We start from the raw sequence: 25,694 nt of genomic DNA on the forward strand, positions 1-25,694 counted from the left end.
GGCGCGATTACGGCTCCAAGCCCCACACGAGCGAGCCGCTCTGATACAGCGTCACTTTGCTCCAATCGGCATAAGCCGTCTGCGCGCCATTGTACGAGTAGTCATTCGCTTCATTAAAGTTCGACCAGTCAGACTTCGCGATCCGAATTTGAATATCCCCGCTTTGGCCGCCTGCGGCAATCGAACCGGCTGCTGCGCTGAATGACAGTTCTACGTACGTATCTGCATTCGTTTTCGCCGGACTTACGGCAGCGAACGTCCCGCTCACATTGCTCGATCCGACCTGCGCATAGTCCGTCCACATGCTCAGCCCTGCGCTAGCGCTGTCCTTGGTCAAATAATACCGCAGCTTCAGCGTGCTTAGGCTAACCGCGCTTGTTCCCGTATTTTTGATGTTCAGCGTCGCGTTAATCATGTTGTCCGTCGCATTGGCATTGTTCACTTTGTATTGGACAATCAAACTGCCGGATGGCGTTGGCGGCGTGCTGCCGCTGGTCGGCGTTGCGCTTGCTTGCGCTGAGTTCGCGCTCTCGCCCGCGCTGTTCACTGCACTGACAACATAATAATAGGCCGTGCCATTCGTCAGTCCCGTATTCGTATAGGTCGTGCCTGTTACGCCCGTCGCAACCGTCGTATAAGGACCGCCGCTAGACGTGGCGCGCTTCACGTTGTAGCTCGCCGCGCTTGTCGATGCCGTCCAATTCAGTACAACTTGGGCATTGCCCGCCGTTGCTGCAAGCGTTGCAGGCGCTGCGGGTACCGTTGGCCCAGGCGGATTCGCCGTGCCGAGCGGCTTCATGATCCGGTCCAGCATCGCTTGCTTCGGCGAGTTCCAGGTGAGCCAATCATCCAACAGCAAGCCGCCTGTGTCCCCGCTGTTCGGATTTAACGACCAATAGGTCCAGTACAAATCGTTCGTTTTAATGTAATCGACCAGCTTGTTTTGCCAAACCCCTTCCGTCGTCGTCAGATCGACGCCGCGGCCGCCGAACTCGCCGATCAAGATCGGCGCTATATTTTCTTTGCTGATATAGCCCCAATACGAATCCCATAACGCAGGCATATTATTCGGGAATGCCGGATCGCTGAACCATGTCTGAGTGGCAACGCCCGGACCATAATCATGCGGGGAATACACAAGGCGATTCGGCACATCCAGACGAACCGGATAATTGCGTGCCCCCTTCAGATTGCCGCCCCACCAGTAATTGCTGCTTTCGCCTTGCACATTGGAGGAAACGCCCTCCACGAGGATGAGCCAATTCGGATTTGCCGCCAGAATCGCATTGCCTGCGCGTTCGGCCGCCAATCGCCAGTCCGTGGCAGCAACGCCTGTTCCCCAAGATGCCGTGCCATGTGGCTCATTGTGCAAATCCGCGCCGATAACGGTCGGATTATTCGCATAACGCTGCGCCAGCATGACCCAATCGTTGATCCACCGCTGCTCCGAGTATTGCGCCGTATACCATAGCTCCGATTGGCCGCCCGAATCCGGACGATGCCGATCGAGAATAATTTGAATGCCGCGCTCGCCTGCCGCCTGCACGACGCGGTCCATCAGCTGGATCGGCGTCAAGCCGAGCAAATCGGGATTCGTCGTCGTATTCAAGCTGGTCGGCATGCTGCCCGCGTCAAACATCTGGTTGCTGTAAGGCAGCCGAATCAGGTTGTAGCCATGCGCTTTGATTTGATCCATGACGCTGTTCAGCGAATAGGACCATAAGCCATGCGGCGAATAGTTGGCTGTCTCAAAGCCGAACCAGTTCAGTCCGTTAAAAATAGCCGGGTTGCCTCCGGCATCCACGATCCGGCTGCCGGAGGTGTGATAGTAGCCTAAAGCAGCTGCCTCTGTTTTGCGTGCCCCGACGATCGTAAGTAAAGAACAGGCAAGCGCCGCTGCCAGCAGCACCATGCTCCATCTTTTGAACGTTGCTGTCGCTGTCGTCATCTCAACTCATCTCCTTAAGCTTGATACGCATCGAAGCGCCCCGAAAGGCGCTCCGATCTTGCGTGATTATGGCTCGATGCCCCATACCAAGGAACCGCTCTGGTAGAGCGTCACTTTGTTCCAGTCGACGAATGCCGTTTTGGTGCCGTCATACGAGTAGTCATTCGTTTCGCTGAAGTTCGACCAGTCGGACTTCGCGACGCGGATCTGAATGTCGCCGCTTTGGCCGCCTGCCGCAATCGAGCCAGCCGCTGCGCTGAACGACAGCTCCAAATACGTGTCAGCCGTCGTTTTGGACGGGCTCACCGAGGCGAATACGCCGCTAACGTTGCTGGAGCCGATTTGTGCATAATCCGTCCACATGCTCAATCCTGCGCTCGTCGTATCCTTCGTCAGATAATAACGAACCTTCAGATTGCTCAGATTAACCGCGGTCGTTCCCGTATTTTTAATATTCAGCGTCGCATTGATCATGTTGTCCGTCGCATTCGCATTGTTCACTTTGTATTGCACGACAAGATTGCCTGTTGGCGGCGTGATGCCGCCCGTTGGCGTTGCGCTAGCTGCTGCGGAATTCGCGCTCTCGCCTGCGCTGTTCACGGCGCTGACGACATAGTAATACGTCGTGCCGTTCGTAAGTCCCGTGTCTGTGTAGCTCGTTGCCGTTACGCCTGTCGCTACCGTCGTGAACGCGCCGCCGCTCGTCGTCGAACGCTTCACGTTGTAGCTTGCTGCGCCTGTCGATGCGCTCCAGCCCAGCGTCACTTGTGCACTGCCAGCTGCAGCTGTCAGGCTGCTAGGCGCTGCCGGAACCGTGACGACAGCTGGCGTCGTTGCGCTTGCTTGCGCCGAATTCGCCGATTCGCCTGCGCTGTTCACCGCGCTAACGACATAGTAGTATGTCGTGCCGCTAGCCAAGCCTGTGTTCGTGTAGCTGGTTGCCGTTACGCCAGTCGCTACCGTTGTGTATGGACCGCCGCTCGTCGTTGCGCGCTTCACATTGTAGCTCGTTGCGCCAGTCGATGCTGTCCAACTCAGCGCTGCTTGCGTGCCGCTCGCCGTTGCATTCAAGCTGGCAGGCGCAGCTGGCACCGTCACCACTGCCGTTTGCGGCGTTGCGCTCGCTTGCGCCGAGTTCGCCGACTCGCCTGCGCTGTTCACCGCGCTTACGACATAATAGTACGTCGTACCATTCGTGAGCGCCGTGTTTGTATAGCTCGTTGCCGTTACGCCAGTCGCTACCGTCGTGTATGGGCCGCCGCTTGTCGCAGCGCGTTTTACGTTGTAGCTTGTCGCACCTGTGGAAGCCGTCCACGTCAACGCAACTTGCGCATTGCCGCCTACAGCCGTCAGCGATGCCGGTGCAGCTGGCGTCGTAACCGTTACCGGGCCTGCTGGGATGGCAGGATAAGCATTCGTCACCAATTCAACGAATTGGGCATGGAACCAGTGGCCCGATACTGGCGCATTCGCCAGTGCGCCCGTTGGCTGGCCGCTTGCGCCGATGTAAGTCGGATCACACATCCGGTCGAAGCCTTTGCCTTCATTGTTCGGGATCATGGAGCTGGAGCCGTCGGAGTCGCCCGGCGGTTTCACCCATACGAGTGCATCAAGATGGGAGGCTTCATAGCCAGCTGGCGTTACTGTAGGAGGAAGGCCCATGCCCGCTCCCGCTTGGTTGCACCAATTGCCGCGATGGTAACGGCGGTCGATTCGGCCGGAATCAGCATACGCGCTCACCGTTGTGCCGCTTGCCATCGTCGGGCGGTTCGGTCCGCCCCAGCCATTGCGGGACGTGTCAACGAGGAAGCCGATCGTCGATGGCCAGCCTTTGGCAACGAAGCCGCTGTACAGCGCAGCCGTGAAATCAGCCTCGTCGAAGTACGGGTTCCACTCATAGTAAGAAGCGGATCGCAGCGGGCTTCCGCCGATGGACAAATCCGGATTCGGCAGATTCGGCTCGACGAGCGGCGTCGTGTTCGCCGTGTTCGTGATGAAGCCGTCAACGCTTGCCAGACCGGCTGGCGTGCCGCTGACAACCGTCGTGAACAGGTCGATTGCCGGTCCGCGGTTGGAATCCCAGCCCAACCAGCCGGAGTGGCCGATATCCATGTACGTGTACACGTTAGGAATCGCATGGAGCTTTTCCAGTGCGTAGCGCGTAGCCGATACATAAATGCCGGAGGAATTCGCAGCCGCACAAGCAGGATCGCTCAGGTTGGTTACGAGGTTCGGAAGCGAATCCGGCTCGATGACCGTCACGATGCGAATGCCTGCGTATTTGGATTTCGACAATACGCTCGTAATGGCGTCGATGTATTGCGTTTTGTACGTTTCCAAGCCAGCAGCCGTCAGCGGCAGCTCACCATTGGAAGCCAGCGCATGGCAATCGCGACCTGGCAGATCATAGATAACGAACGTGACAGCGATTGGCGTATCGCCTTGCTTCGTCGCAAGGACCGTATCCATCGTCTGCTCCAGGCTTTTGCGCCCGCCGTTCGCTTCTCCGCCTTGGATGGCAGCGATGCGGTCGAGCCAGATCGCCGTCGGGTACGTTTTGACCGTTTCCATCTTCGCTTTCAGCGTTGCATCCGTCACTTGGGCAATCGACGTGTCGACCAAAGCGGCATAGTCAGGGTTCACATATTGCGTAGCGCCAACGAATGGATTATCGACATGCTCCACTGCAGCCGAGCTCGTCGCGGCACCGAGGGTGACGAACAGATTAAAGACGACTGCAAATACAATGAACAGCTTTACCGCGCGTTTCGTAATGGGCTTAATCAATGCCTTTCAGCTCCTTCTTTTATAAAATGCTTGCCTAATGGCTTGGCATGTGGAACCCGATTGCTCGGGTTCCGCTGCCTGCCGTACCGTTCTAGGGCTCAATGCCCCATACCAGCGTGCCGTTCTGGTACAGCGTCGCTTTGCTCCAGTCGGCGAACGCTGTTTTCGTGCTATCGAAGGAATAATCGTTGGTCTCGTTAAAGTTCGACCAATCCGACTTCGCGATCCGAACCTGAATGTCGCCGCTCTGTCCGCCTGCGGCAATCGAGCCCGCTCCTGCGCTGAACGACAGCTCCAGATACGTGTCCGCAGTCGCCTTCGCCGGGCTGATCGACGCGAATGCGCCGCTCACGTTGCTAGAGCCAACCTGCGCGTAGTCGGTCCACATGCTCAGCCCTGCGCTGGCGCTGTCTTTGGTCAAATAGTACCGAAGCTTCAAGCCGCTCAGGCTAACAGGCGTCGTGCCCGTGTTCTTAATGTTGAACGAGGCGTAAATTTGATTGTCCGTCGCATTGCTGTTATTCAGCTTGTATTGGACAACCAGATTGCCCGTCGTCGGCGTACCGCCTGATGGCGTTACGGAAGCGCTGTTGGAATCTGTCGTGCCAGCGGCATTCACTGCTGTAATCCGGTAGCTGTACGTCGTGCCATTGACCGCTGTCGTATCCGTGTAAGCGAGGCCCGTCAAGCCCGTTGCGATATTCGCATACGAGCCGCTGCCCGTTGCGCGCTGCACGTTATACGTCACTGCGCCTGCCGACGCCGTCCAAGCGAGCGCTGCTTGCGCATTGCCCGCTGTGCCCGTCAGCGTGAATGCGCCCGGAACGGCGATTGGAGCCACAGGTGTAACCGACGCTGTATTCGATATCGTCGAGCCCGCCGTATTCGTCGCAACGATTTTGTAGTAGTACGTCGTGCCGTTCGCAGCTGTCGCGTCTGTGTAGCTCAACGCTGTCAAATTGGACGCAAGCGTCGTGTAAGTGCCCGTGCTCGACGTTGCGCGCTGCACCGCATAAGTTGCTGCGCCGCTCGAAGCCGTCCAAGCGAGCGCCGCTTGCGCATTGCCTGCCGTGCCCGTCAGCGTGAACGCTCCCGGAACGGCGATTGCTGCCGTAGGCGTTACCGTCACTTGCACGGAATTCGCAGACTCGCCGACCGTGTTCACCGCAGATACGACATAGTAGTAGGTCGTGCCATTCATGAGGCCGGTGTTCGTGTACGACGTGCCCGTTACGCCAGTAGCTACCGTCGTGTACGGACCGCCTGCCGTCGTCGCGCGCTTCACATTGTAAGATGCTGCATTCGCGGATGCTGTCCATGTCAGCGTCGCTTGCGTGCTGCCCGGCGCTGCCGTTACGGTAGCTGGAGCAGCAGGCGCCGTAATCGGTGCCGACGAGCCGATCAGGCGATCATATTCGGCGTATGCCGTCGCGATATCGACCTGCGACCAGAAGCGATGATACGTAAAGGTCGGCGTGCCTTGCTCCCATTTTTTCGTAGCCGGGTTGTAGGAGGTTTGATACAGGTTAGACAGGTACGACCACATTGGATCAAGCGTAATTTTCGGACGCAGATCGGTGTAGCTGATATAAACGCCGTTGCCGCCCTTCGCTGGATCCGACGCGACGCCGTTCGCGCCCGGAATGACGTTGCCTTGGCCCGTCGTGCCGGACCAGCCTGCTGGCAGATAGATTTCTTTCGTAAAGTAACGGAAGTAGTCCGCGCGCGCCTCCGGCTTCACGATGCCCACGCCGTCGTTCAGCGTCCAAGCGACGTTCAGCAGCGATTCCGCTGTGTTTTTCGCCTGCGTGCCTAGCGCCGAGTACGAGCCTGTTTCCGCTTTGGTCGCTGCCGCGAAGAACGTCAACGCTTTCACATAGCTGCCGAGTACGCCAACGTCTTGGCCTGGATCTTTGGTAATCGTTTTGTAGGAAGGGTTGCCCGTGAAGGCGGATAAGCCGTTCCACGTATCCGGCTGGCCGGACCACTCCAGCGTGCTCGGCAGGTAGAATTCGCCCGGCGCCGACGTCGTTGCGATGGATGGATTGAGGCCGCCCAACACTTTTTGGCCTGCAGCGTTCAAATAGTAGCCGCTCGCATCCGTTACCGGCTTCTGGTTCACGAACACGTAATCAAGCGAGTAATCGACCCACTTGGTCATGATTTGCTTCGCCATCTTGTAGTTGTCGCTCGTCAGATCGCCGCTGGAAGCCAAAATGTAATACATCTCCGCTACGCGCTCGAGCGGCCATGCCTGGAAACCGAACCATCCGTTCGAATTCGGGTCGTGATAGACTGGCGCTTCCTGATACGCCATGCCATAGAACGTGCTGACGCCCGATGGATAAGCGGAATATTCGCCATTCCAGCTGTTCGTTGCGCCGCCGCCGACAGCGCCTTCCGCGGAAAGCAGCCACGTATAAAATTCCAGCTGACGTTTCAGCGACGTGTTCCAATCCGCTTGTGCAGTCGGGGAAGTTGGAATTAAGCCGCCCGCTGATGTCGACAGCGCGTAGGCTGCTACAGGGTTCTGGTACGCTTGATGCGCATGGCTCGCACCGATCCGCCAAGCCCAGTTGCCGCTGCCATTCTCGCCAAGGCCGCCGCCCCATGCAGAGTACCAGGCGAGCAGATACATGCTGGAATCTTTGCCCGTGCCCGCTGTCGAGCTGCCGGTTGCGGAGCTGCCGATTTTTTGGAAATATTTGTCGTACATATCGTAACGAAGGTAGTCGCCCATCTTCTTCGCTTTATTCAAATACACTTGGTTGCTGTAGCCGAGCTGCTTCGCCCAGTACATGACCTGAATGACGCGGGCATCCGCATCCGAAGCGTTCGTATACCGCCATTGCGCCGCTGGCGCTTGGCTTTCTTTGTTGAACAAGGACATGAAGCCCTCGTTCGCTTTGCCGAACGTTTTGTTATCTTGGGATGGATGGGTCACCGTCTCGAAGACGGATTCCTGCTCGCCCCGTTGGAACGTATTCACATACGTCGAGGTGTGGGTAGGATTCAGCAGGTTGCCGTAGCCATACCAGTTATCCACGTCGATCAACCAGTGCATGAGGTAGGTCTGGTTGTTGCCGTACGTCGATTTCAGCTCCGCATCGAGCGGGTCCTTGCCTGCAGCCTTGCTCGAGCTGAGCAATACGGGGTATTGATCCGGCTGCGGTTTTTCCGGGGCATATGTTGCGGGGCTGTTCGGATTGTAATAATTCATCGTCGGCTGCTCTTCCTTGCCGTCGCCTTCATTGATCGGGATGATGTACTTCTCCATGTTGTCCCAAGCTTTCTCCAGATGCGTCCAATCTCCGGAGTAATAGCCATACAGCGTTTCTAACCAGAGCCAGTAGCTGTACGCCTCCGATGTGCTCATATGTCCGTAATCCGGCGCTTCGCTCAGCAGCGTCTCAATTGCGTGATACGGAATTCCTTCCGGGGAAAAATACCCGCTCGTCGGGCTCGTCAGCTGATTGTACAGCTGCAGAAACCGTTGTCCTTGCACCGTCTGCGCGGCGGCTGCCGCCTCTGCTTTCTTGGGAGCCACGCTCGCTGTGCCAGCGAAGGATGTTACTGTCAGCGCCGCACCGAGAACGAGCGCCAATCCCTTGCGGGAGGCCGATCGTACCATGTTCTTTATCCTCCTTTTAAACGATTGTTTTGTAAGCGCTGTCATTCAAGACCGAACGCTTATGCCTTTCAACACGTATTGCCCACTTGCGATACCGCGCTTAACAAGCCATGCTGCGCTAACTATCCTCTACTGTTACTGCTTTCACCGCCAAATAAGTCGGATCCGAGCTGCCGTAATAGAAGCATCGAACGCGTTCCCAAGCTTCGCGTCGGTTCATTTGTGCTAACCCAACTCCTTCCCGTCCCATCTGATCTTGGCGCTTATGCATTCATGCTGGCTTCATGCCTCCTCCTTCCATCGATGTGTTGGCAGCCATGTGGCGGTAGTTCTAATTTATAGCATCCTGCATGACCGGACTAGCGACTACCATGACTTCTTAGCTGTCACTTTGATGACCTTCGGCGTAAGGATGGATTTGTATAAAAAGGTGGCCCCCGTCGGTTGGCGGCTGCGCTGCGCCCGGTAACTAATCAGCTCTTGATCGCAAAGTGTGCGGACGTACACGCTGCTGTGCCGCGGTCCGCCTTCGGCGTCGGCGCTAGGCGGCGGCTAACGGACCGAGTCCTCCAACATCGTCGGCCAAGGCGGCTAATAGACCGAGCCGATTCCAGCATCACCGCCAAGGCGGCTAACGGACCGTGCGGGCGTTATTTGGCCAAAAAAGCTGCAATTGCTGCTCTAACGGACTCAGATGACCTTATTCGCTCGAAAACAGCTGATTAGTCCGACAAAATGGCCAAATAACGACGCTGGGGTCCGTTACGTTTCGAAACGTGTGTTTTTTCGACGAATAACGGCTGTGGAGTCCGTTACAACATCGCCGTCACGCCAACCAATCGTATGCAGCAACTCATTCAACGTACTCTCACACAGTCGTCGCACGCCTGCTGACGGAACGATTCACTTCCAGCATCGTCGCCAGACAGAAGCGGCTAACGGACCGAGCGGGCGTTATTTGGCCAAATATGCGGCAATTGCTGCTCTAACGGACTCAGGTGACCTTACTCGCACGAAAACAGCTAATTAGTCCGACAAAATGACCAAATAACGACGCTGGGGTCCGTTACGTTTCGAAACGCGCGTTTTTTCAACGAATAACGGCTGTGGAGTCCGTTACAGCATCGCCGTCACGCCAACCAATCGTATGCAGCAACTCATTCAACGTACTCTCACACAGTCGTCGCACGCCTGCAAACGAAGCGACCTATAGACGTTGATGCGCCAAACAAACATGCCAAACGCCAAAAAAGCCGCGGGCGATCCGCGACTATACTCAAGTTTCTCCATGCTCACTCCGCTTTACAAAAAGGTTACTATTACAGGACGTTCGCCCGCGCAGCAGCAATCGTCTCGCTTTCCACCATCCGCGATATTGCCGTTGTCCCAGCCTATGCGAGCCCGATAATCATTCGTTCAGATTGGAGTGCCCATTTTAACCGATGGACCGCACCATCCGTCCTTGGTTTTCATAATATAAGTTGACTGTATCCCTTAACCTTGTTAAACCATACAAACCCGAGCAAGGAGGGGTGACAAACTTTGAAGGGCAGCGACCACAAGAGCAAATTTTTATTGACGCATCGCGAACGTGAGGTATTCGAGCTGTTAGTACAGGACAAAACAACGAGAGATATCGCACAACAACTGTTTATCAGCGAGAAGACCGTACGCAATCATATCTCCAATGTGATGCAAAAGTTGAATGTCAAAGGTCGTTCACAAGCAGTTGTCGAGCTGATCAAGCTTGGGGAATTACAGATCTGATCATCGTTGATCGTATAGATCCTGATTCGGTTTTGAATCGGCCTTCTAGCCAACCTTCCCTTCATGGGAAGCGCGGCGGGAAGGTTTTTTTGATGGGAAACCGGTCCGGGATCTAGATCTAATAAGTAAAAAATTCATCTCGTGATACGCGCATCAACTGATTATCTTTATACACGCCATCGAATATTTCATGTTCATGCAATATCTTCACCTTTTTAAACCCACACTTCTCATAGCTTCTGATTGCTCTTGTATTCGATGTTTGGGGATCCACAAAAAGGTCTGTTGCCCCCTGCTCTGTAAATAAATAATTAATAATTAATTCCAGCGCAGTAGTGCCCATTCCCTGCCCCCAACAATCCGTCTCACCGATAAATAAATCTATTCCGTATTGCAGTTGGTCAGTTTTCGCTCCATACTCTTGAATTTCAACCTCTTGCAGCTGATAAAATTGTAAATAACCAATCGCCACATTGTTATTTTTAATAATACAGGGTGTGACATAATGTTCGCCTCGTGCCCTGGGGCCATACTTTTCAACAATCTGGCTTCGTGTATATGTGGTACTTGTACCTTCAATAAAGTTGAGAAGCTTTTTATCATTTAACCATTTAAATAGCAAAGAAAAATCATCATCATTATTCTGCAATCTTATAATGGATACATGACCTTCCGAAACTAACATAAATGTAATCCCACCTTATTTTGTAAAATTAGTGCTACTAAAAATAATTCTTACGTTCGTATCGTTTCACTACAGTATTCTCATCAAAACCACCTTATTCGAGGAATCGACATTGGAGGTATCATTTTTCCTGCACACAAACATTAATTGAGCCACTCGAAGCAGTACCTCCCATTGTTCAAGTCGCTTCCGCACCATCTAATAAGAATTTCATACTAGCTATCCAATGCTTAACCTAACGATATGGGCGGTGTATTCTATACATACAGCGGTGACATCGGCACAGCTTGAAGATCGAATGAACGGGTGGCTGCATGGCGACTGGAAGATCGAGATTATCAACAAGACGAAACAATAAGCGGCTATGCTGTCTAGCAATCCCTTCCCACACAGGGGCGAAAAAGCAATAGATGTACTGGCATTAATTCGGCTTACACTCGCATGCACCTATAACCTCACCCTACGACGAAACCAACCGCATCACATGCTTATCCAAATCCGGCTTAAAACGCAGCGTGCCTTTCGCTTCGCTGCCAGCAGCTTGTCCTTTCTCTACGACCAGCTCATTCTCTACCACACGCACTTCGGTGTTTGGGGCATAACTGAAGGAATTCGAGGTCCCTTCTTCGGTTACGAATGTAAACGGGTAAGCTCCGCTATCATCTATCCCTATTAGATAAAAAGCAACGCCGTGGCAATCCGTATATTGTGGCGCAATGACAACAGCCTGTAATCCCTGAAAAGATAGCGTCTGAAGCGCGATCGGCTCCTTCCCCGGCGCAATAAACCTATGAACCTCAGTAAGCGCCAGTACAGTCTCCTCGCCTTGATGATCCTTAAATACGACGCTGTAATCCGCTTCTATCGCATAGTCCTCCGCCTCGCCGAAGCAGCTGGGCGCGCCTAATTGCTCTATCGTTTCGTCGTTCGTCGGAATGACCAGTAATTTGCCTCTATCCGTTGTTCCTACCGCTCTTGGTTCCCGCTGCGCCAACGACCCATCCGGCTCAGACGGCACTGCTGCTTCCAGATGATCTGTCACTTCCGATTGCCCCGAAACAGCCGGTCCATCCGACGCCTTCTCGCTGCAACCCGCAGCCACCAATAAGCCAGCTAGAATAAGCAGCACCGTTATCCGTCTAATCATCATCCTAACCACTCCCCATTGCTTCCCTCTCATTAAAAATAGTATACCACCCAGCCTTTTCCATCGAAAGGACTGCCCCTCTATACTTCTATCCTTATCTTCTTGTCTCTAGTTCCCTAACATCCTCGCTTCTAACATCGCGCTTCACCCTTGTCTCTAACTCTTTCAACTCCCCTTCAGCTTCGTTTTATGCTCCTTTTAGATTCATTTAAGACTCGATTAAGGTTCCGCCCTCATGATTAGGGTATCAAAACGTTGGACGATCACCAGACGGTCGATGACGATACCAACTCAAGGAGGAATCAACCATGAAAGACAACCATAACGATCAGAACCGGAATTTCCTTACACATAATTGGGTAGAAACGCATCAGGATGACAATGGTACGTATGTAACCCGCGTCGGCAAAGGCTTTGAACAGCTCGCTGCCGAGCATCAGCAAGCACAGCTTCAGCACCACCAGTTGCTCCAAGGCCAATCAACGGCAAAACCGCGCAAAAGCTTGTTCGTGCCGATCGCTGCAGCTTTTCTGGCGGGCGTGCTGACGATTGGCGGGATGATGTATTCTGCCGATCGCTACAACTGGTTCAGCTCGCCTGCGGTTGTGCAGGCTGCGAACGAAGCGGCTGGCCAGACGACTGCTGGCCAGGGCGCTGGCATTACGACTGCATCCGCATCTGCGGCAGTAAGCACAGGGAATATTTCCAGCATCTATAACGCTGCCAGCCCAGCAGTCGTGAAAATCGAGACCTTCGTGCAGCAGCGTCAAAGCATGCGGACGCGCGGCGGCATCTGGTTCGATCCGAGCAATGGCGGGCAGGACCAAAGCCAAGGCCAAGGTTCATCCCAATCCGATCAAAGCAATCTGCAAGCGGTCGGCACGGGAACTGGATTTATTTTCGACAGCTCAGGGTATATTATGACGAATCAGCATGTGGTCGCTGATGCAGACGAGGTGCAGGTAACCCTGCAAGGAGAAAGCACGCCATACACGGCCAAAGTCGTGGGCGCACGCGAGGATATGGATGTAGCGATTCTTAAAATCGAGAAGACAGACGGGACGTCCAGCTTCCCAACAGTACAACTCGGTGATTCGGACAAGCTCAACATCGGGGACATGGTCGTTGCGATCGGCAATCCTTACGGATTCGACCAAACGCTTACCGTCGGTGTTTTGAGTGCGAAGGAACGCCCGATTCAAATCCAGGACGGCAATACCGTGCGCAACTATGAGCATTTGCTGCAAACGGATGCTTCCATCAATCCTGGCAACTCCGGCGGACCGCTGCTGAATGCGGACGGGCAAGTCATTGGCATGAATACGGCTGGCGAGTCGGAAGCGCAGGGCATTGGCTTCGCCATCCCGTCATCGACGATGAAATCCGTCATTCAAGAGCTGTTGCAGACGTCAAGCGGAATGAACACGAACACGAACTTATAGCTTTTATAAATTTTTATAAACAGGATTATATAGACCTTATCATCCCCCATATCGCTTCAAAAAAAACAGAGCCCTGCACCGCCATCGGTGTCAGGGCTCTATCTAACTCCATTCTCAAACGAATGTTATCGGCGCGTGCCCGCTTCAGCCGGGAACAAGCGCTCAACCATTGCATTAAACTCGGCAACGAAGCCTTGAATCGGATGGCCGGCCTTCACATCATTCCAATACCCGCTCATCCGGTCAACGAAATCCGGATTGGCCGATACATACACATTGTTTACATTTGGCGCAATCCGTTTGACTTCGTCTGCGATGCGGTTTTTCAAAGCGTCGGTGAGCTGAATATCCGCATTGGCAGCCGCACCGCCATTCGTGCTGTACATGCCATAGCCATGCCCGCGAACGCCGCTCATTCCGTTCATGCCGTAGCTGTTTGTCGCGTTCGTCGAATAGGTGTGCTGGCGGGACGGCGTTATATAATCTGTCGCCCCATTATTGCTGCGAACACGGTAAGGCTCATAACCCGGCGTTGCTGTTTGGCTGTCGAATCGCGTAATATCGCGCGAGCCTACGCCATTCATTTCTCCTACATAATTCGTCCCGCCAATATTCGAGCGATGAATCGTTCTGGAGCCGGCGCCACTTGCTGCGCCTAAGCCGTCGCGCAGCGATACCGCGACGTAAGCATTGTGATTGGTCAGCATCACGTTCGCGGTCTTAACCTCTGGAATCGTCGTCAGCTTATTGGCGATGTTCTCGCTCATGTCCAACCGATAATTGTCATGCTTTCCGACAATATTATTGCTGTTGAGCCTGCGGCCGTCGACGCGGTTCATCTCATTCATTTGATCATTGGCGAACCGTTTGTCCAAGATCCGATTGCCATTCATGTCATATCGGACGCTTTGGGAATGATAATTGCTGCGATTGCCCAATTCTCCTTGATTAGCGGCACAACCAGCCAGTACAGCACCAAGCGCGACAGTCGTCGCAATCACCTTGAACTTACGTTGCATGTTGTTCCTCCATTCGGATATGAGGTGATGATGAATCAATGAGTAACTGCGACCCGTCTATTATCGTTGGCACATCGGCTTATCGGTATGCTGGTGGTCGTATGGCAATCGGCATCATGGCAAAAAAAGAGGACGCGATTGTCATCGCGTCCGCAAGAGCCATTGCACAGCTTCGCTTGCTTTAGGGGAGTTCGAGTTCCTATAGAACCGGAACTACTTACAACAATTGAAGCAAAGGATACAGCATAACCGCCGCTTGCGCGCGATTGGCCATATGCTGCGGCGCAAATCTGCCGTCAGCCATGCCGTTGATGAGGCCTGCTTGCTGCATCGCGGTTACTGCCTCTTGCGCATAGTCCGCAATGGCGAATTGATCCAGGAATGCAGTCATTTCGCGATTGGCTGGCTCCATTGCCGCCCCCGCTGCATGCAAGGCGCGGAAAGTCATTACCGCCATATCTTGACGGCTGATTGTATCCGAAGCTCCGAATGCTCCATCCCCTCTGCCATTAATAACGCCGAATTGTTGTGCGGCTTGAACCGCATCATAATACCAGTCTCCTTCCTTAACATCGCTAAATGCCCCACTGCTTGGGCTATTAACGGCGCCGTTCGGCTGAAGATTCAGCGTACGCACGAGCAACTGCACGAATTCCGCTCTCGTTATTTCCTGCTTCGGCCCGTATGCTTCGGCTGATAAGCCGCTAATGATGTCACGTGCGGCCAACGCGAGGATGCTGTCAGCAGCCCATGCCGCCTGATTCAGGTCAGCGAAACCCGATTTTACGGAAGCGACTGCGTATTGGCCGACATGGTCCATTTTAAATTCAACCCTGCCCGTCGCGGCATCATAATGCCCGTTTCGAATTACTTCAAGGTCCCCTTCCTCCGAAACGGAGTAGACGACCACTTGCCCTGCTCGTTCTCCAGGCTGAAGCGTGTAGGGAATAGCTACCTTGACCGATTGTTTGGCGCCGATCAGGCTTTTCGCTTTTCCACCTATGCTAATGCTTAGGTCTACAACCGCATATTGGCCCATGCTGCTCCGATTCCCGTCCGGCAAACCTGCCTCGTCCGCTTTGCTTACGCTTAGCTCGATTTTATCGCTCCGGCTCGCGCTTTCGAATAAGGAGATTGGGAGTTCAAACGTGGCAAGTCCTGTATCGATCACAATCCGATGAACGCCAGCATCCGCCGCATCCTTCACTTGGCCGGCTGATAACGCAACGGCGACGCTTGCAGCGCTGGCAGGCGCTTCGATAACAAACCCGATGCGCCCCGCTTTGGCATGATGCAGCGCCTCAGTGAAGGCTTGCTCGCCTATGTTTGCTGTCGCCCTGCCTTCGTTATCGACAATGACTGTAATCGAGCTCGAAGGGATAGATGGTCCCGAACCTGAACCAACGCCTGGATTAGCGCCTTGGCCCGCTGCTGCCGCGAACTGTAAAACGCCGAAGCGTGACGTATTCGCATAAGATTGACCTGTCGGATCATTCCAAGAAAATACGCTGTCTCGCGTGCTTCCATCATCGTCATTGTTCACTTGAAGATCAAAACCAATCATGGTCCCAGCCGCTGGCGAAATCGTATCGAGTGCAATTGCCGTTTCCACAACGTAGCCTCCGTCAGCCTGCCTCGCAGCTGACGTATAGTTATCGTTGGTCGCATGCCCGCCAACCGTCTTCCCATTCTTGTAGTTAATGCGATATTGCCCGTCATCGCCTTGGTAACCGTTCGTCTTGCCATTGTTCTGGTCAACGAATATTTCGACCGAATCCTGCTCCCAAGCATTCGCGATCGCATCGCTCAATGCGCGATCCGCCACTTTGGCGTAGACGTATAGGTTGTGCTCATCCCACATCGTACGAAACTCCGCTTTTGCCACCGCGTCATTATGCTGTTCAACCTTCACATCTGTCGTATATACTGGGGCATTCGCCCAAGCCGCATCCAACTCGCCATCAATGGCAGGCGTTCCGTATATGGCGCTGGCGAGTCGGGTTTCCTCGATGTAAGTCAGCACGCCATAGCCTTGATCGTCGCTATCCTGCGCGTTACGCGGATCGCTCCAGGAAACGATCACGCCGTTGCCGCCCTGCTCCGAGCCGTCGTTAATGCCCTTGTCGGTTACCCGCGCATCGAACTTCACCTGCTTGCCCAGCGTCCCGTTGAGCGGAATTGCCGTTTCCAGCACGTAACCGCCGGATACTTCCGTTATAGAGAAATCGTTGCGAGCAAATGCCCGCTTCTGCGCGCCATGGTCATCGACGACGAACAGCTCGATTTGGTCCGTGCTGGTTACGGTCGCATCCTTAGCTGCTACGCGTACATAGAGGTTATTCGCATCCCACAGCGTCTTTACATCTGCTTCCAGCGTGCCTAATTGCTCGGTTTTCATGGCCGGCACCGTGCTCCAGACAGAATCGGTGACATGATCGACAACCGGCGTGCCTTGGCCCGTGTTCGCTGCTTTCGCTGTTAATGGAAGATGCGAAGGATTAAGCGTCTTCACGGCTTCGATCATGCCCCAATATGCGTATTTCGCTTGGTACTGCTTGTCGAATGGGAACGGCGCGTCTTGTCGTGTCGTTCCCCGATTATGAAGCCAAGTGTGATCGTCGGCAACGCCCCAAAGCGTAACGTTGCTGATCCAGCCGTCGGGGTTGCCCGATTGTTTGCCCATTTCGTCGAGTCGTACCAGCTCTTTGAACAGCTCCTTGAAGCGGTAGCCCTGCTTGACGAGAATGTCTTCGGGAATCGGCTCGTAGCTCGTGCTGTTATTCGTATAAACCGACACATCGAGCTCGGTCAGCTGGTTGTCGAAGCCAGCTTCCCCGAATTTGCGGATAGAATCGGAAATTTGCCCGATGGAAGGCCCGCTTATGTTTATATGCGTTTGGTGGCCGATGCCATCAATCGGAACGCCATCGGCTTTCAGACTTGTGACTAACGCATACAGGAAATCTCGTTTCTTCGGGTCTTGCGTATTAAAATCGTTCAAATACAGCTTCGCATTGGGAAGCTCCTGCCTTGCAACGGTAAAGGCTGTCTTGATGAAATCGGTACCTGTCAGACGGAACCATTCGCTCCTCCGCATGCCATCCGGCTGGCCTTCGTCAATGACCTCGTTGACAACGTCCACGGCATTGATCGTAACGCCTAAGTCCTTGAAGTGACGCGTAACGGTTTGAATATAGGTCGTCAGCCGGTCGAGAACGAGCTGCTTATTCGCTGGCGTTGCGGCTAGCGGTTGGTTGCTAGCATCCTTGAACATCCATTCCGCAGCCTGCTCATGCCATGCGAGCGTATGCAGCCGGAAGTCCAAGTTGTGGTTTTTGGCATATAACGCAACCTTATCAGCCGCCGCCCAGTTCCATACGCCATCTGACGGATTCAGGGATCCCGGCTTCGTAGAGTTCTCAGCAACGATAGAGTTGTAATGATAGTCCAGCAGCGCATGCACGTCGCCTTCGAGCTGTGCCGGTTCAACCGCAGCGCCGATTTTGAAGTGATTGGAATAGGCGTCTTTCAAAGGATCGAGATCCGTTTGAACCGGTTTTGGCCCCGCTACTGGTCCGATATAGGTCAGCGCAAAATCATCGATATAGAACGCTCTGCTATCGTTAATGACATCTGCAACCTCCACATAGGCGTTTAATACGCTTGGCGTAGTCGCAACGGTGAACGTACCGGTTAGCTGCACCCAGTCGTCAGGCGAAACTTTACTATTCGGCGAAACGTTCGTGAAGGCGCTGTCGCCGGATTGAACGGAAATCCGCAGATTGGTCGCCGTCTGGCCAGGCGCCATTTTGACCCAAGCGGAGAGGCTGTACTTATATCCCTTGTGCATTTTCCCCATCACGTCCAACAGCGGGCCGTCATACTGCTGGGATACGGTCGTCAACAAGCTCTGCACGCCGCTCGTCGTATGATTATCCGCCGTCGTCACGCCGATATTGCCTGTGCCGTTGCGCCGTACCCACGCGCCTTGCCCGCTCTCGAAATCGGACAGCATGCCGGATTGGTCCACATTGCCGGGATCAGGCGTTGTATTCGGCGTTACATCCTTAATCATAACCTCGTCGATATAGATGTCCGACTTCGATGTTGAGCTAGAAACGGATTCCAGCCAAATGCGGAGCTCCGCCGTATTCGCCGGAACCTCGTAATTTTTCAATTCGAAGGCTGTCCAGTCACTGGAGGTTACGCTTTTATCTCCGATCAGCCACGGATATTTGTTCGTAAGCAGCGGAGAGTCAACCTTCGAGGCGACATGCAGCGTATCGCTGCCTTCGCCAAGTCTGGCTTTTAACGATACATCATAGACATGCCCTGATTTCATCAGGCTGGTCAGATTGATCGTCGGACTGCTTGCTCTCGAATCTCGGCCGCTGAATTTCAAAGATTTGGCCCCTTCGGACGCATAAGCCGAGGAAACCTCCGTCGTGCCGGTCCCGTTCCAAGACAGGTTTTCCCAGCCGCTAGTTAGGCCGTCTTCGAAGCTTTGTTGAAAGATAATCGAACCTGGCGGTACAGAGGGCGGCTGAGCAGCCGGTAAAGAAACAAGCTTTACAGAAAACGAATCCACATAGTAATCAACCGTCGCATTGTCCGTAGATTGCACGTACACCTGATAACCGGCAGCTCGCTCATCAAGCGTCCATTGGCCTTGAAGAAGGGTCCAGTCCGCTGCTGTTACCGATTGCGCATCGATGGCTGCGTATGTCGCAGGGTCGTTGCTCGGCAGGCCTTGCTGGTTTATATCCAGCTCTACGGTCGCAGAACCGGTCGTCCCTTCTTTCAATTTGGCATAAATCGAAAATTCGTACGTAGCGCCCGGCTGCAGCGCGCTTGCATTGACGCCCGGTCCGTTCCAGGATGCACTGCGGCCTGTCGTTAGCAAACTCCCCGCCCCGCTTTGGGCCGTGACGGCGCTCTGCGACACCGTTTCGCTCCCGCGCTTGAACCAGCCGTCGGCTCCTGAATCGAAGCTGCTGCTCATGACCGTATCCCCTACGGCTGAAGCATAAGCGTTCGAGGCTCCCCTGCCTTGCGGCATGCAAAGCATGACGGCCATTATAATGGCTAATACAGCATTTCGCTTGCTCGACATCTCCTTTGTCCCCCTTAACCTCGTTTGATGTAAGCGCTTACTAATCTCGCATCATTTATTATGACTAGTTTCGTTTCTGGCCGGTACCCTACAAAATATAGACAATACTGTAAGAAATAAAGATCATCCATAGGCGTAAAAAGGCATAAAAAAACCGCCGTATCGGCGGTGGTCGTGCGCTATTGCGCGCCCGGCGCTGCAAGCGAGCCCATAGGGCAGATTTTTATGCCCTATTGCGCGCCCAGCGCTGCAAGTGAGCCCATAGGGCAGATTCTTATGCCCTATTGCGCGCCCAGCGCTGCAAGCGAGCCCATAGGGCAGATTTTTATGCCCTATTGCACGCTCAGCGCTGCAAGCGAGTGCATAGGGCAGATTCTTATGCCCTATTGCGCGCCCAGCGCTGCAAGCGCGCCCATAGGGCAGATTCTTATGCCCTATTGCGCGCCCAGCGCTGCAAGCGAGCGCATAGGGCATGTTTTTATTAGCCTTCGTAAGGCTCGATCGTTCGAATCGTGCCGTCCTCATTGTATTCAAGCTCGGTGAACTTCACGGAGCGCTTATTATCGGCACCGCCTGACAATGAGCTGTCATGGTAGAACAGGTACCATTTGTCGCCGAATTGAACGATAGAATGGTGCGTCGTCCATCCGAGCACTGGCGTTAGAATCGTCCCTTGGAACACGAATGGTCCTTGCGGATTGTCGCCGATAGCATACACAATCTTGTGCGTCGTTCCCGTGGAATAGGACAAATAATATTTCCCCTTGTACTTATGCATCCATGGCCCTTCAAAATATCTGCGTTCCTCGTCTCCCGCGAGCAAAGCATTGCCCTGCTCATCCACGATCGCGATCTCGACCGGACGCTCTCGGAACGTGAGCATATCCTCGCTCAACTCCGCCACTCTTGGTCCAAGCGCAGGCTGATCAGGCTCGATCTCTGCCGGTTCGGCTACATACGCATCCGTTTGCCACTTCTCCAACTGGCCGCCCCATAATCCGCCAAAATACATATACGCGCGGTCGTCTTCGTCCACGAACACCGCGGGATCGATGCTGAAGCTCCCTGGAATATATTCCGGCTGAGGCTCAAACGGGCCCGCTGGCGACGGGCTCGTCGCGACGCCGATTCTAAAAATATCATCGTGGTCCCGTGCAGGGAAAAACAGATAATACGTATCATTCTTAAAAGCGGCATCCGGCGCCCACATCTGCTTGGAAGCCCATGGCACGTCTTTGACATGAAGCGCTTGGCCATGGTCTACGCATGCCGAGTCGGGGCCATCCATCGATAACACATGATAATCCTCCATATCATATTGGTCGCCGTTATCGTTGGATTCCTTCACGTGATCAAGATCGTGGGAAGGATAAATGTAGAGCTTGCCCTCAAACACATGCGCCGACGGGTCAGCCGTATAAATATGGGTAACAAGCGGTTCGTTGCGATTCGTCAATTTTGTCATGGATTAATCTCCCTTTCCAGTATGCTAATATATTGTTCGTCCCCAAGCATCCGCTATGCCGCTTTTGCGGTAAAAGTACGTATTGATTCGATCGCGCCATTCCTTCGCATGCTCCGCTTGCTCAAGCAGCCTGGCCTCTGCCGCAAGATAAAGACCGTCAGGCATCAGATGCCGAAGCGATTGCCACTTCCGGGCCAGCTCTCCCGCACGCTCCGCACCGTCGAAATGCGTATTGTAAATATGCTGGATGACCGTCACGCCCGACTGAAGCTTATGCGTATAAGGCACGTGGTGGAAAAATAACAGCAGCTCATCCGGACAACGGTCCAGCGACTCGAATGCCTTCGCATTATCGCCAATATATTGACCCGCATACCCGGTTCCCGATGCTACCGTTCTGTCCACGCCAATGCCATATCGATCAGCAAAATGATACGTTCCCCATTTGTCGTACTCATAACCATCCACGTTCGGGCCATAATGATGCTCCGGATTCACCATCCAGCCTACCCCAAGCGGCGCCGTATAGGACTCGTAAATATCCAGCGACTCCAGCAGCATCGTGCATATCGTATCAACGGCTTGCGGATCCGGGCCTATCGCTTGCGCAGCCCATTCAGCCGCAATCGTCTCTGCGGACAGCTCCGGATTCCAAGCCAGCCGCCCGTAACCATACAGGTTCGCTTGCGCCAGCGGATGTCCGGTCCAGTTCTCGTCGCAGCCAATATTGGATACAGCCGCGAACCCGCCATAAGGCCTTCCGAAAACCGTGCCATCGACGATCCGCTTCACCGGCGCACCCTCATGACATGCGAATGTTTCGAAGTCAAGCACGGCCTTCCACTGCGGAACCAAATAGCAAAGATGCCGCTGCTGCCCGGTGTACTCCTGCGTTATCTGAAACTCGATCAGCTGATTCGTCCGCTCCATAGCGCCAAACAACGGAGAAACCGGCTCCCTAACTTGAAAATCCATCGGGCCGTTCTTGATTTGCAGCAGTACATTCGGGTGAAAAGTCCCATCCAGCGGCATAAAATGGTCGTAAGCCGCCCTAGCTCGGTCGGTCGTCCGATCCCGCCAATCCTGCTTGCAATCGTAGACGAAGCAGCGCCAGATCACGAGCCCGCCATAAGGCGCAAGCGCCTCCGCAAGCATGTTCGCGCCATCCGCATGATTGCGCCCATACGTGAACGGACCCGGCCGATTTTCCGAATCCGCCTTCACCAGGAAACCGCCAAAATCGGGGATCGCCCGATAAATGTCATCCGCCCGCTCCTTCCACCATAGCCGGACATCCTGCGCCAGCGGATCGGCTGTCGGCAAACCGCCAACCTCAATTGGGCTTGCAAAGTTAACGCTTAAATAGAGCCGAATGCCATAAACCCGGAAAATCGCAGCTAGTTCAGCAATGCGTGACAACAACGGCTCCGTAATAAAACCAGATTCCAGCCGATGCACGTTAACATTGTTGATGGCAATTGCATTTAAGCCTACGGAAGCCAACAATCGTGCGTAATCCCGCACTCGCTCCGGCTGGAAGGCGATCGCGTCATTCGCGTAAAAAATCGATTGTCCCGCATACCCGCGCTCGATGCTGCCATCAATATTGTCCCATTGATTGATCATGCGAAGCCCATTGGCCGGACGCTCCATCACGCTGAGGTTCTCAGTGAGTTCTCCAAGCGCAAGCAGCCGAAGCAGATGGAAAACGCCATACAGAACGCCCGAAGGCGTGTTCGCGCCTATCGCCATGAGCCCCTCCGACGCTCGGATCGCGAAGCCTTCCGCTCCAAGCTGCTCGGAAGCGTCTCCGCACAGCGCGCGAATTCGCTCATTTCCATCGAACGTTCCGATGACAATCCCCTGTTCGATGCGATTCGGATCGATCTCACGCAGCTCTTGACCAAGTATGCTCCTGATTCCGTTTCTTAGCTCGGATACAGCTGCTGCTATCGTATCGTGCTGCTCGCATGCTGCAAGCCAATCGTATCGCGCAGCCTCACGCTTGCGCTGTGCCTCATCCGCTCGGGCATGCAGCGCAAGCCAAGCCTTGTAACCGCTCGTGTCCTTCGCCTGCTGACTACCCATCTTCAAATCTCCTTTTCTCTAATAGCTCCCGAACCGTGACCAGCCGATAGCCGTCTGCCGCCAATTCGCGGACAAGCGTTCGAACCGCCTCTACCGTTTGCGAACGATCGCCGTATCCATCATGAAATAGCAGAATGCTACCGTTTGCGGCATACGCCCTCGTCGTGCGGACAATATGCGCAACCCCCGGCTCTTCCCAGTCTCGCGCGTCCAGATTAAGGGCGCCAATCGTCGTATATCCAGCCTCTTCCGCTATGCTTGCAATATCATCGTTCATGTCCAAATAGGGCGGACGAAAGCACTGCACTGCCTCGTGCGTAATGGAACGGATAAGCTGCTCGGTCTTGTTCAGCTCGTCCGCTGCTTCCGCCCTCGTCAGCTTTGTTAAATAAGGGTGACTATAGGTATGATTCGCAAGCTCATGCCCCTGCGCGTAAACCGCTTCGGCAATCGCTCGATTGGCTTCGATTTGCTCGCCAATCATGAAGAACGTCGCTTTCCCCGCAGTCTCTCGAAAAATCGCAAGCAGCTCAGCCGTATAGACGGGATGAGGCCCATCATCGAAGGTGAAGGCGATCACCTTCTCGCTCGTCTCCACCTTGTCTATAATGAACGGCCTATTCATGCTCCTTCACTCCATTCCAATCCAATCCGATTCCCCCTGCCCCTGCTGCTATCCCTTCACGCCGCCAAGCGTTAAGCCCTTCACGAAATACCGCTGCAGGAACGGATAAACCATAATGATCGGCAGGCTTGCGACGATCGTCATCGTCGATCGAATCGACGTCGGCGTCACGAAGTTTGCCGAGGACGAGCCCGAGCTTGCGAAGGCGCCGCTCGCATCGGTGCCGCTGACGGATGCATTCGAGTTCTGAAGCATCTTCATCAGCTCGTACTGCAGCGTGCTCAGCTCCACATGCGAGGAATTGTACAAGAACACGTCGAACCAAGAATTCCAGTGAAAAACCGCCGTGAACAGCGAGGTTGTCGCCAATACCGGCAACGTCAGCGGAAGCACAATGCGCAAGAAGGTCGTAAATTCGCCTGCGCCGTCGATACGGGCCGACTCCATGATTCCATCAGGGAGCCCTTCGATAAAGGAACGAATGACGATAATGTTAAACACGCCTAGTATGCCGGGAATGATATACACCCAGAAGCTGTTCATAAGGTGAAGCTCCCGGATGAGCAGGAAATTCGGAATGAGTCCGCCGTTGAAATACATCGTCAGAATGAAGGCCAGCGTTACAAACCGGCGAAGCACGAACTCCGGACGGCTGATCGCATAAGCGACCATCGCCGAGCAGAACGTCGAGATAATCGTGCCCAGCACGGTCCGCAGAATGGAAATGCCCGTTGCATGCAAAACCGTCGATTCCTTAAATACGTATTGATAGCTGTCGAAGGACAAGACGCGCGGCCAGAAGTAGATGCCGCCTTTTACGGAATCGCTCGCATCATTCAATGAAACCGCCAGCATGTTGATGAACGGATAAATCGTCACGATCATGAGGCAAATCATGAACACGATGTTGAAGATATCAAAAACACGATCGCCTATCGGTACGCGACGCTTATATGCTTTTACTGCTGCTGCTGCCATAGTGGTCCCTCCTAGAACAGTCGATCCTGGCCGAATCGCTTGGCTATGTGATTCGCCGAGAATAACAGAATGATGCTAATGACGGTCTTGAAGATTCCTGCGGCTACGGATAAGGAATAATTGCCAAGATTCATGCCGTATTTCAAAATGAAAATCTCCAGATTTTCAGAGTAGTCGATATTAAGGCCGTTCCCGAGCAAATACTGCGGCTCGAAGCCTGTCTCCAAAATTTGGCCCAAATTCATGATCACGAGAATGACGATGACCGGGCGCAGCCCCGGCAGCGTAATATGCCAAATGCGGCGAAGCCGGCTCGCGCCGTCCATCTCTGCCGCTTCATACTGTGAAGGATCGATCGTAGTCATCGCTGCTAGATATATGATCGTGTTCCAGCCGATATTTTTCCAAACCTCAGAAGCACCCATGATTCCCCAGAACAATTGCCCTTTGCCCAGCCATAATACCGGCTCGTTGATGAACCCAAGCTTCATAAGCAGCACATTGACGATGCCGCCGTCTGCCGAAAGCGCCGTCTGAATGATCGTGGCCGCCACAACCCAAGAGATGAAATGCGGCAAATAGCTGATCGTCTGAACAAGACGCTTAAAGATGGCATGCCGCAGCTCGTTAAGCAATAAGGCCAGCACGATAGCGGTTACAAAACCAAGTATGAAATTAATGAGGCTCATCGCCAGCGTATTGCGCAGCACCAGCAAGAATCGGTCATCCTGAAACATGAATCGGAACTGCTTCAAGCCCACCCATTGCTGATCGCCGAACGCTTTAGCCGGCTTATAATTCTGAAAAGCGATCGTCCAGCCCCATAGCGGCAAATATTTGAAAATAAACAGCCAGATCAAGAACGGTACCGTCATTAGCACAAGCACGCGCTGGCTAATCAACTTTTTCACCAGATCATTGGTTTTGCTCATCATTCCACTTCCTCTTCATGATGCTGGAAGGCGAAAGACGGACAAGCCGCCTCTCGCCATCGCCATA

Annotated in this window: 17 protein-coding genes; 5 read left to right on the plus strand and 12 right to left on the minus strand. The window is 53.9% G+C overall.

The window, feature by feature from the left end:
* Positions 1-7 precede the first annotated feature (7 nt).
* The 3 genes from PAECUDRAFT_RS26510 to PAECUDRAFT_RS21810 form a co-directional block, all read right to left on the minus strand.
* On the minus strand, positions 8-1,948 hold the full coding sequence (locus PAECUDRAFT_RS26510) for a cellulase family glycosylhydrolase (RefSeq protein WP_006040327.1): 1,941 nt from the start codon (positions 1,946-1,948) through the stop codon (positions 8-10).
* A 66-nt stretch (positions 1,949-2,014) separates the two neighbouring features.
* A complete protein-coding gene (locus PAECUDRAFT_RS25010; protein WP_006040328.1) occupies positions 2,015-4,735 on the minus strand; it encodes a glycoside hydrolase family 6 protein in 2,721 nt (906 codons plus the stop codon).
* 91 nt (positions 4,736-4,826) lie between these two features.
* Positions 4,827-8,366 carry a glycoside hydrolase family 48 protein gene (locus tag PAECUDRAFT_RS21810; protein WP_006040329.1) on the minus strand — a complete coding sequence of 1,180 codons (3,540 nt, stop codon included), beginning with the start codon at positions 8,364-8,366 and terminating at the stop codon, positions 4,827-4,829.
* 444 nt (positions 8,367-8,810) lie between these two features.
* On the opposite strand from PAECUDRAFT_RS21810, the gene PAECUDRAFT_RS21815 reads away from it, so the two are divergent.
* From PAECUDRAFT_RS21815 to PAECUDRAFT_RS21820, 3 genes are all read left to right on the plus strand, one after another.
* Entirely contained in the window at positions 8,811-9,092 is a 282-nt protein-coding gene (locus PAECUDRAFT_RS21815) for a hypothetical protein (RefSeq protein ID WP_040713818.1), read from the plus strand.
* Positions 9,093-9,168: 76 nt separating this feature from the next.
* Positions 9,169-9,396, plus strand: coding sequence for a hypothetical protein (locus PAECUDRAFT_RS25785; protein ID WP_144266624.1), 228 nt, complete (start codon positions 9,169-9,171; stop codon positions 9,394-9,396).
* Positions 9,397-9,908: 512 nt separating this feature from the next.
* On the plus strand, positions 9,909-10,133 hold the full coding sequence (locus PAECUDRAFT_RS21820) for a helix-turn-helix domain-containing protein (RefSeq protein ID WP_006040330.1): 225 nt from the start codon (positions 9,909-9,911) through the stop codon (positions 10,131-10,133).
* Positions 10,134-10,251: 118 nt separating this feature from the next.
* Here the strand turns inward: PAECUDRAFT_RS21820 and PAECUDRAFT_RS21825 are convergent, their stop codons facing one another.
* The gene (locus PAECUDRAFT_RS21825; RefSeq protein ID WP_006040331.1) at positions 10,252-10,818 is read right to left on the minus strand and encodes a GNAT family N-acetyltransferase; all 567 of its coding nucleotides are present in this window, start codon (positions 10,816-10,818) and stop codon (positions 10,252-10,254) included.
* Between the two features lie 460 nt (positions 10,819-11,278).
* Positions 11,279-11,968: a hypothetical protein gene (locus PAECUDRAFT_RS25015; RefSeq protein WP_006040332.1), complete on the minus strand. Its 690-nt coding sequence runs from the start codon at positions 11,966-11,968 to the stop codon at positions 11,279-11,281.
* 305 nt (positions 11,969-12,273) lie between these two features.
* Here PAECUDRAFT_RS25015 and PAECUDRAFT_RS21835 point away from each other — a divergent pair, with 305 nt between their 5' ends.
* Positions 12,274-13,407, plus strand: coding sequence for a S1C family serine protease (locus PAECUDRAFT_RS21835; RefSeq protein WP_006040333.1), 1,134 nt, complete (start codon positions 12,274-12,276; stop codon positions 13,405-13,407).
* A gap of 125 nt (positions 13,408-13,532) precedes the next feature.
* Here PAECUDRAFT_RS21835 and PAECUDRAFT_RS25020 read toward each other — a convergent pair whose 3' ends face one another.
* Positions 13,533-14,426: a YhcN/YlaJ family sporulation lipoprotein gene (locus tag PAECUDRAFT_RS25020; protein WP_006040334.1), complete on the minus strand. Its 894-nt coding sequence runs from the start codon at positions 14,424-14,426 to the stop codon at positions 13,533-13,535.
* A gap of 38 nt (positions 14,427-14,464) precedes the next feature.
* On the opposite strand from PAECUDRAFT_RS25020, the gene PAECUDRAFT_RS25980 reads away from it, so the two are divergent.
* Positions 14,465-14,611, plus strand: coding sequence for a hypothetical protein (locus PAECUDRAFT_RS25980; RefSeq protein WP_158306266.1), 147 nt, complete (start codon positions 14,465-14,467; stop codon positions 14,609-14,611).
* A gap of 32 nt (positions 14,612-14,643) precedes the next feature.
* Here the strand turns inward: PAECUDRAFT_RS25980 and PAECUDRAFT_RS21845 are convergent, their stop codons facing one another.
* From PAECUDRAFT_RS21845 to PAECUDRAFT_RS21870, 6 genes are all read right to left on the minus strand, one after another.
* Positions 14,644-19,539, minus strand: a complete 4,896-nt coding sequence (locus PAECUDRAFT_RS21845; protein ID WP_006040335.1) for an endo-1,4-beta-xylanase — start codon at positions 19,537-19,539, stop codon at positions 14,644-14,646.
* A 481-nt stretch (positions 19,540-20,020) separates the two neighbouring features.
* A complete protein-coding gene (locus PAECUDRAFT_RS21850; protein ID WP_006040336.1) occupies positions 20,021-21,004 on the minus strand; it encodes a glycoside hydrolase family 43 protein in 984 nt (327 codons plus the stop codon).
* 24 nt (positions 21,005-21,028) lie between these two features.
* The gene (locus PAECUDRAFT_RS21855) at positions 21,029-23,092 is read right to left on the minus strand and encodes an alpha-glucuronidase family glycosyl hydrolase (protein WP_006040337.1); all 2,064 of its coding nucleotides are present in this window, start codon (positions 23,090-23,092) and stop codon (positions 21,029-21,031) included.
* Positions 23,085-23,717, minus strand: coding sequence for a polysaccharide deacetylase family protein (locus tag PAECUDRAFT_RS21860; RefSeq protein WP_006040338.1), 633 nt, complete (start codon positions 23,715-23,717; stop codon positions 23,085-23,087). The genes PAECUDRAFT_RS21855 and PAECUDRAFT_RS21860 overlap by 8 nt, the downstream gene beginning before the upstream one ends.
* Positions 23,718-23,765: 48 nt before the next feature.
* Positions 23,766-24,695 (minus strand): carbohydrate ABC transporter permease, encoded by a 930-nt coding sequence (locus tag PAECUDRAFT_RS21865; protein WP_006040339.1) that lies wholly within the window; start codon positions 24,693-24,695, stop codon positions 23,766-23,768.
* Between the two features lie 11 nt (positions 24,696-24,706).
* Positions 24,707-25,627: an ABC transporter permease gene (locus PAECUDRAFT_RS21870; protein ID WP_006040340.1), complete on the minus strand. Its 921-nt coding sequence runs from the start codon at positions 25,625-25,627 to the stop codon at positions 24,707-24,709.
* Positions 25,628-25,694 lie beyond the last annotated feature (67 nt).

The organism is Paenibacillus curdlanolyticus YK9, assembly GCF_000179615.1.
Classification (GTDB): Bacteria; Bacillota; Bacilli; order Paenibacillales; family Paenibacillaceae; genus Paenibacillus_T; species Paenibacillus_T curdlanolyticus.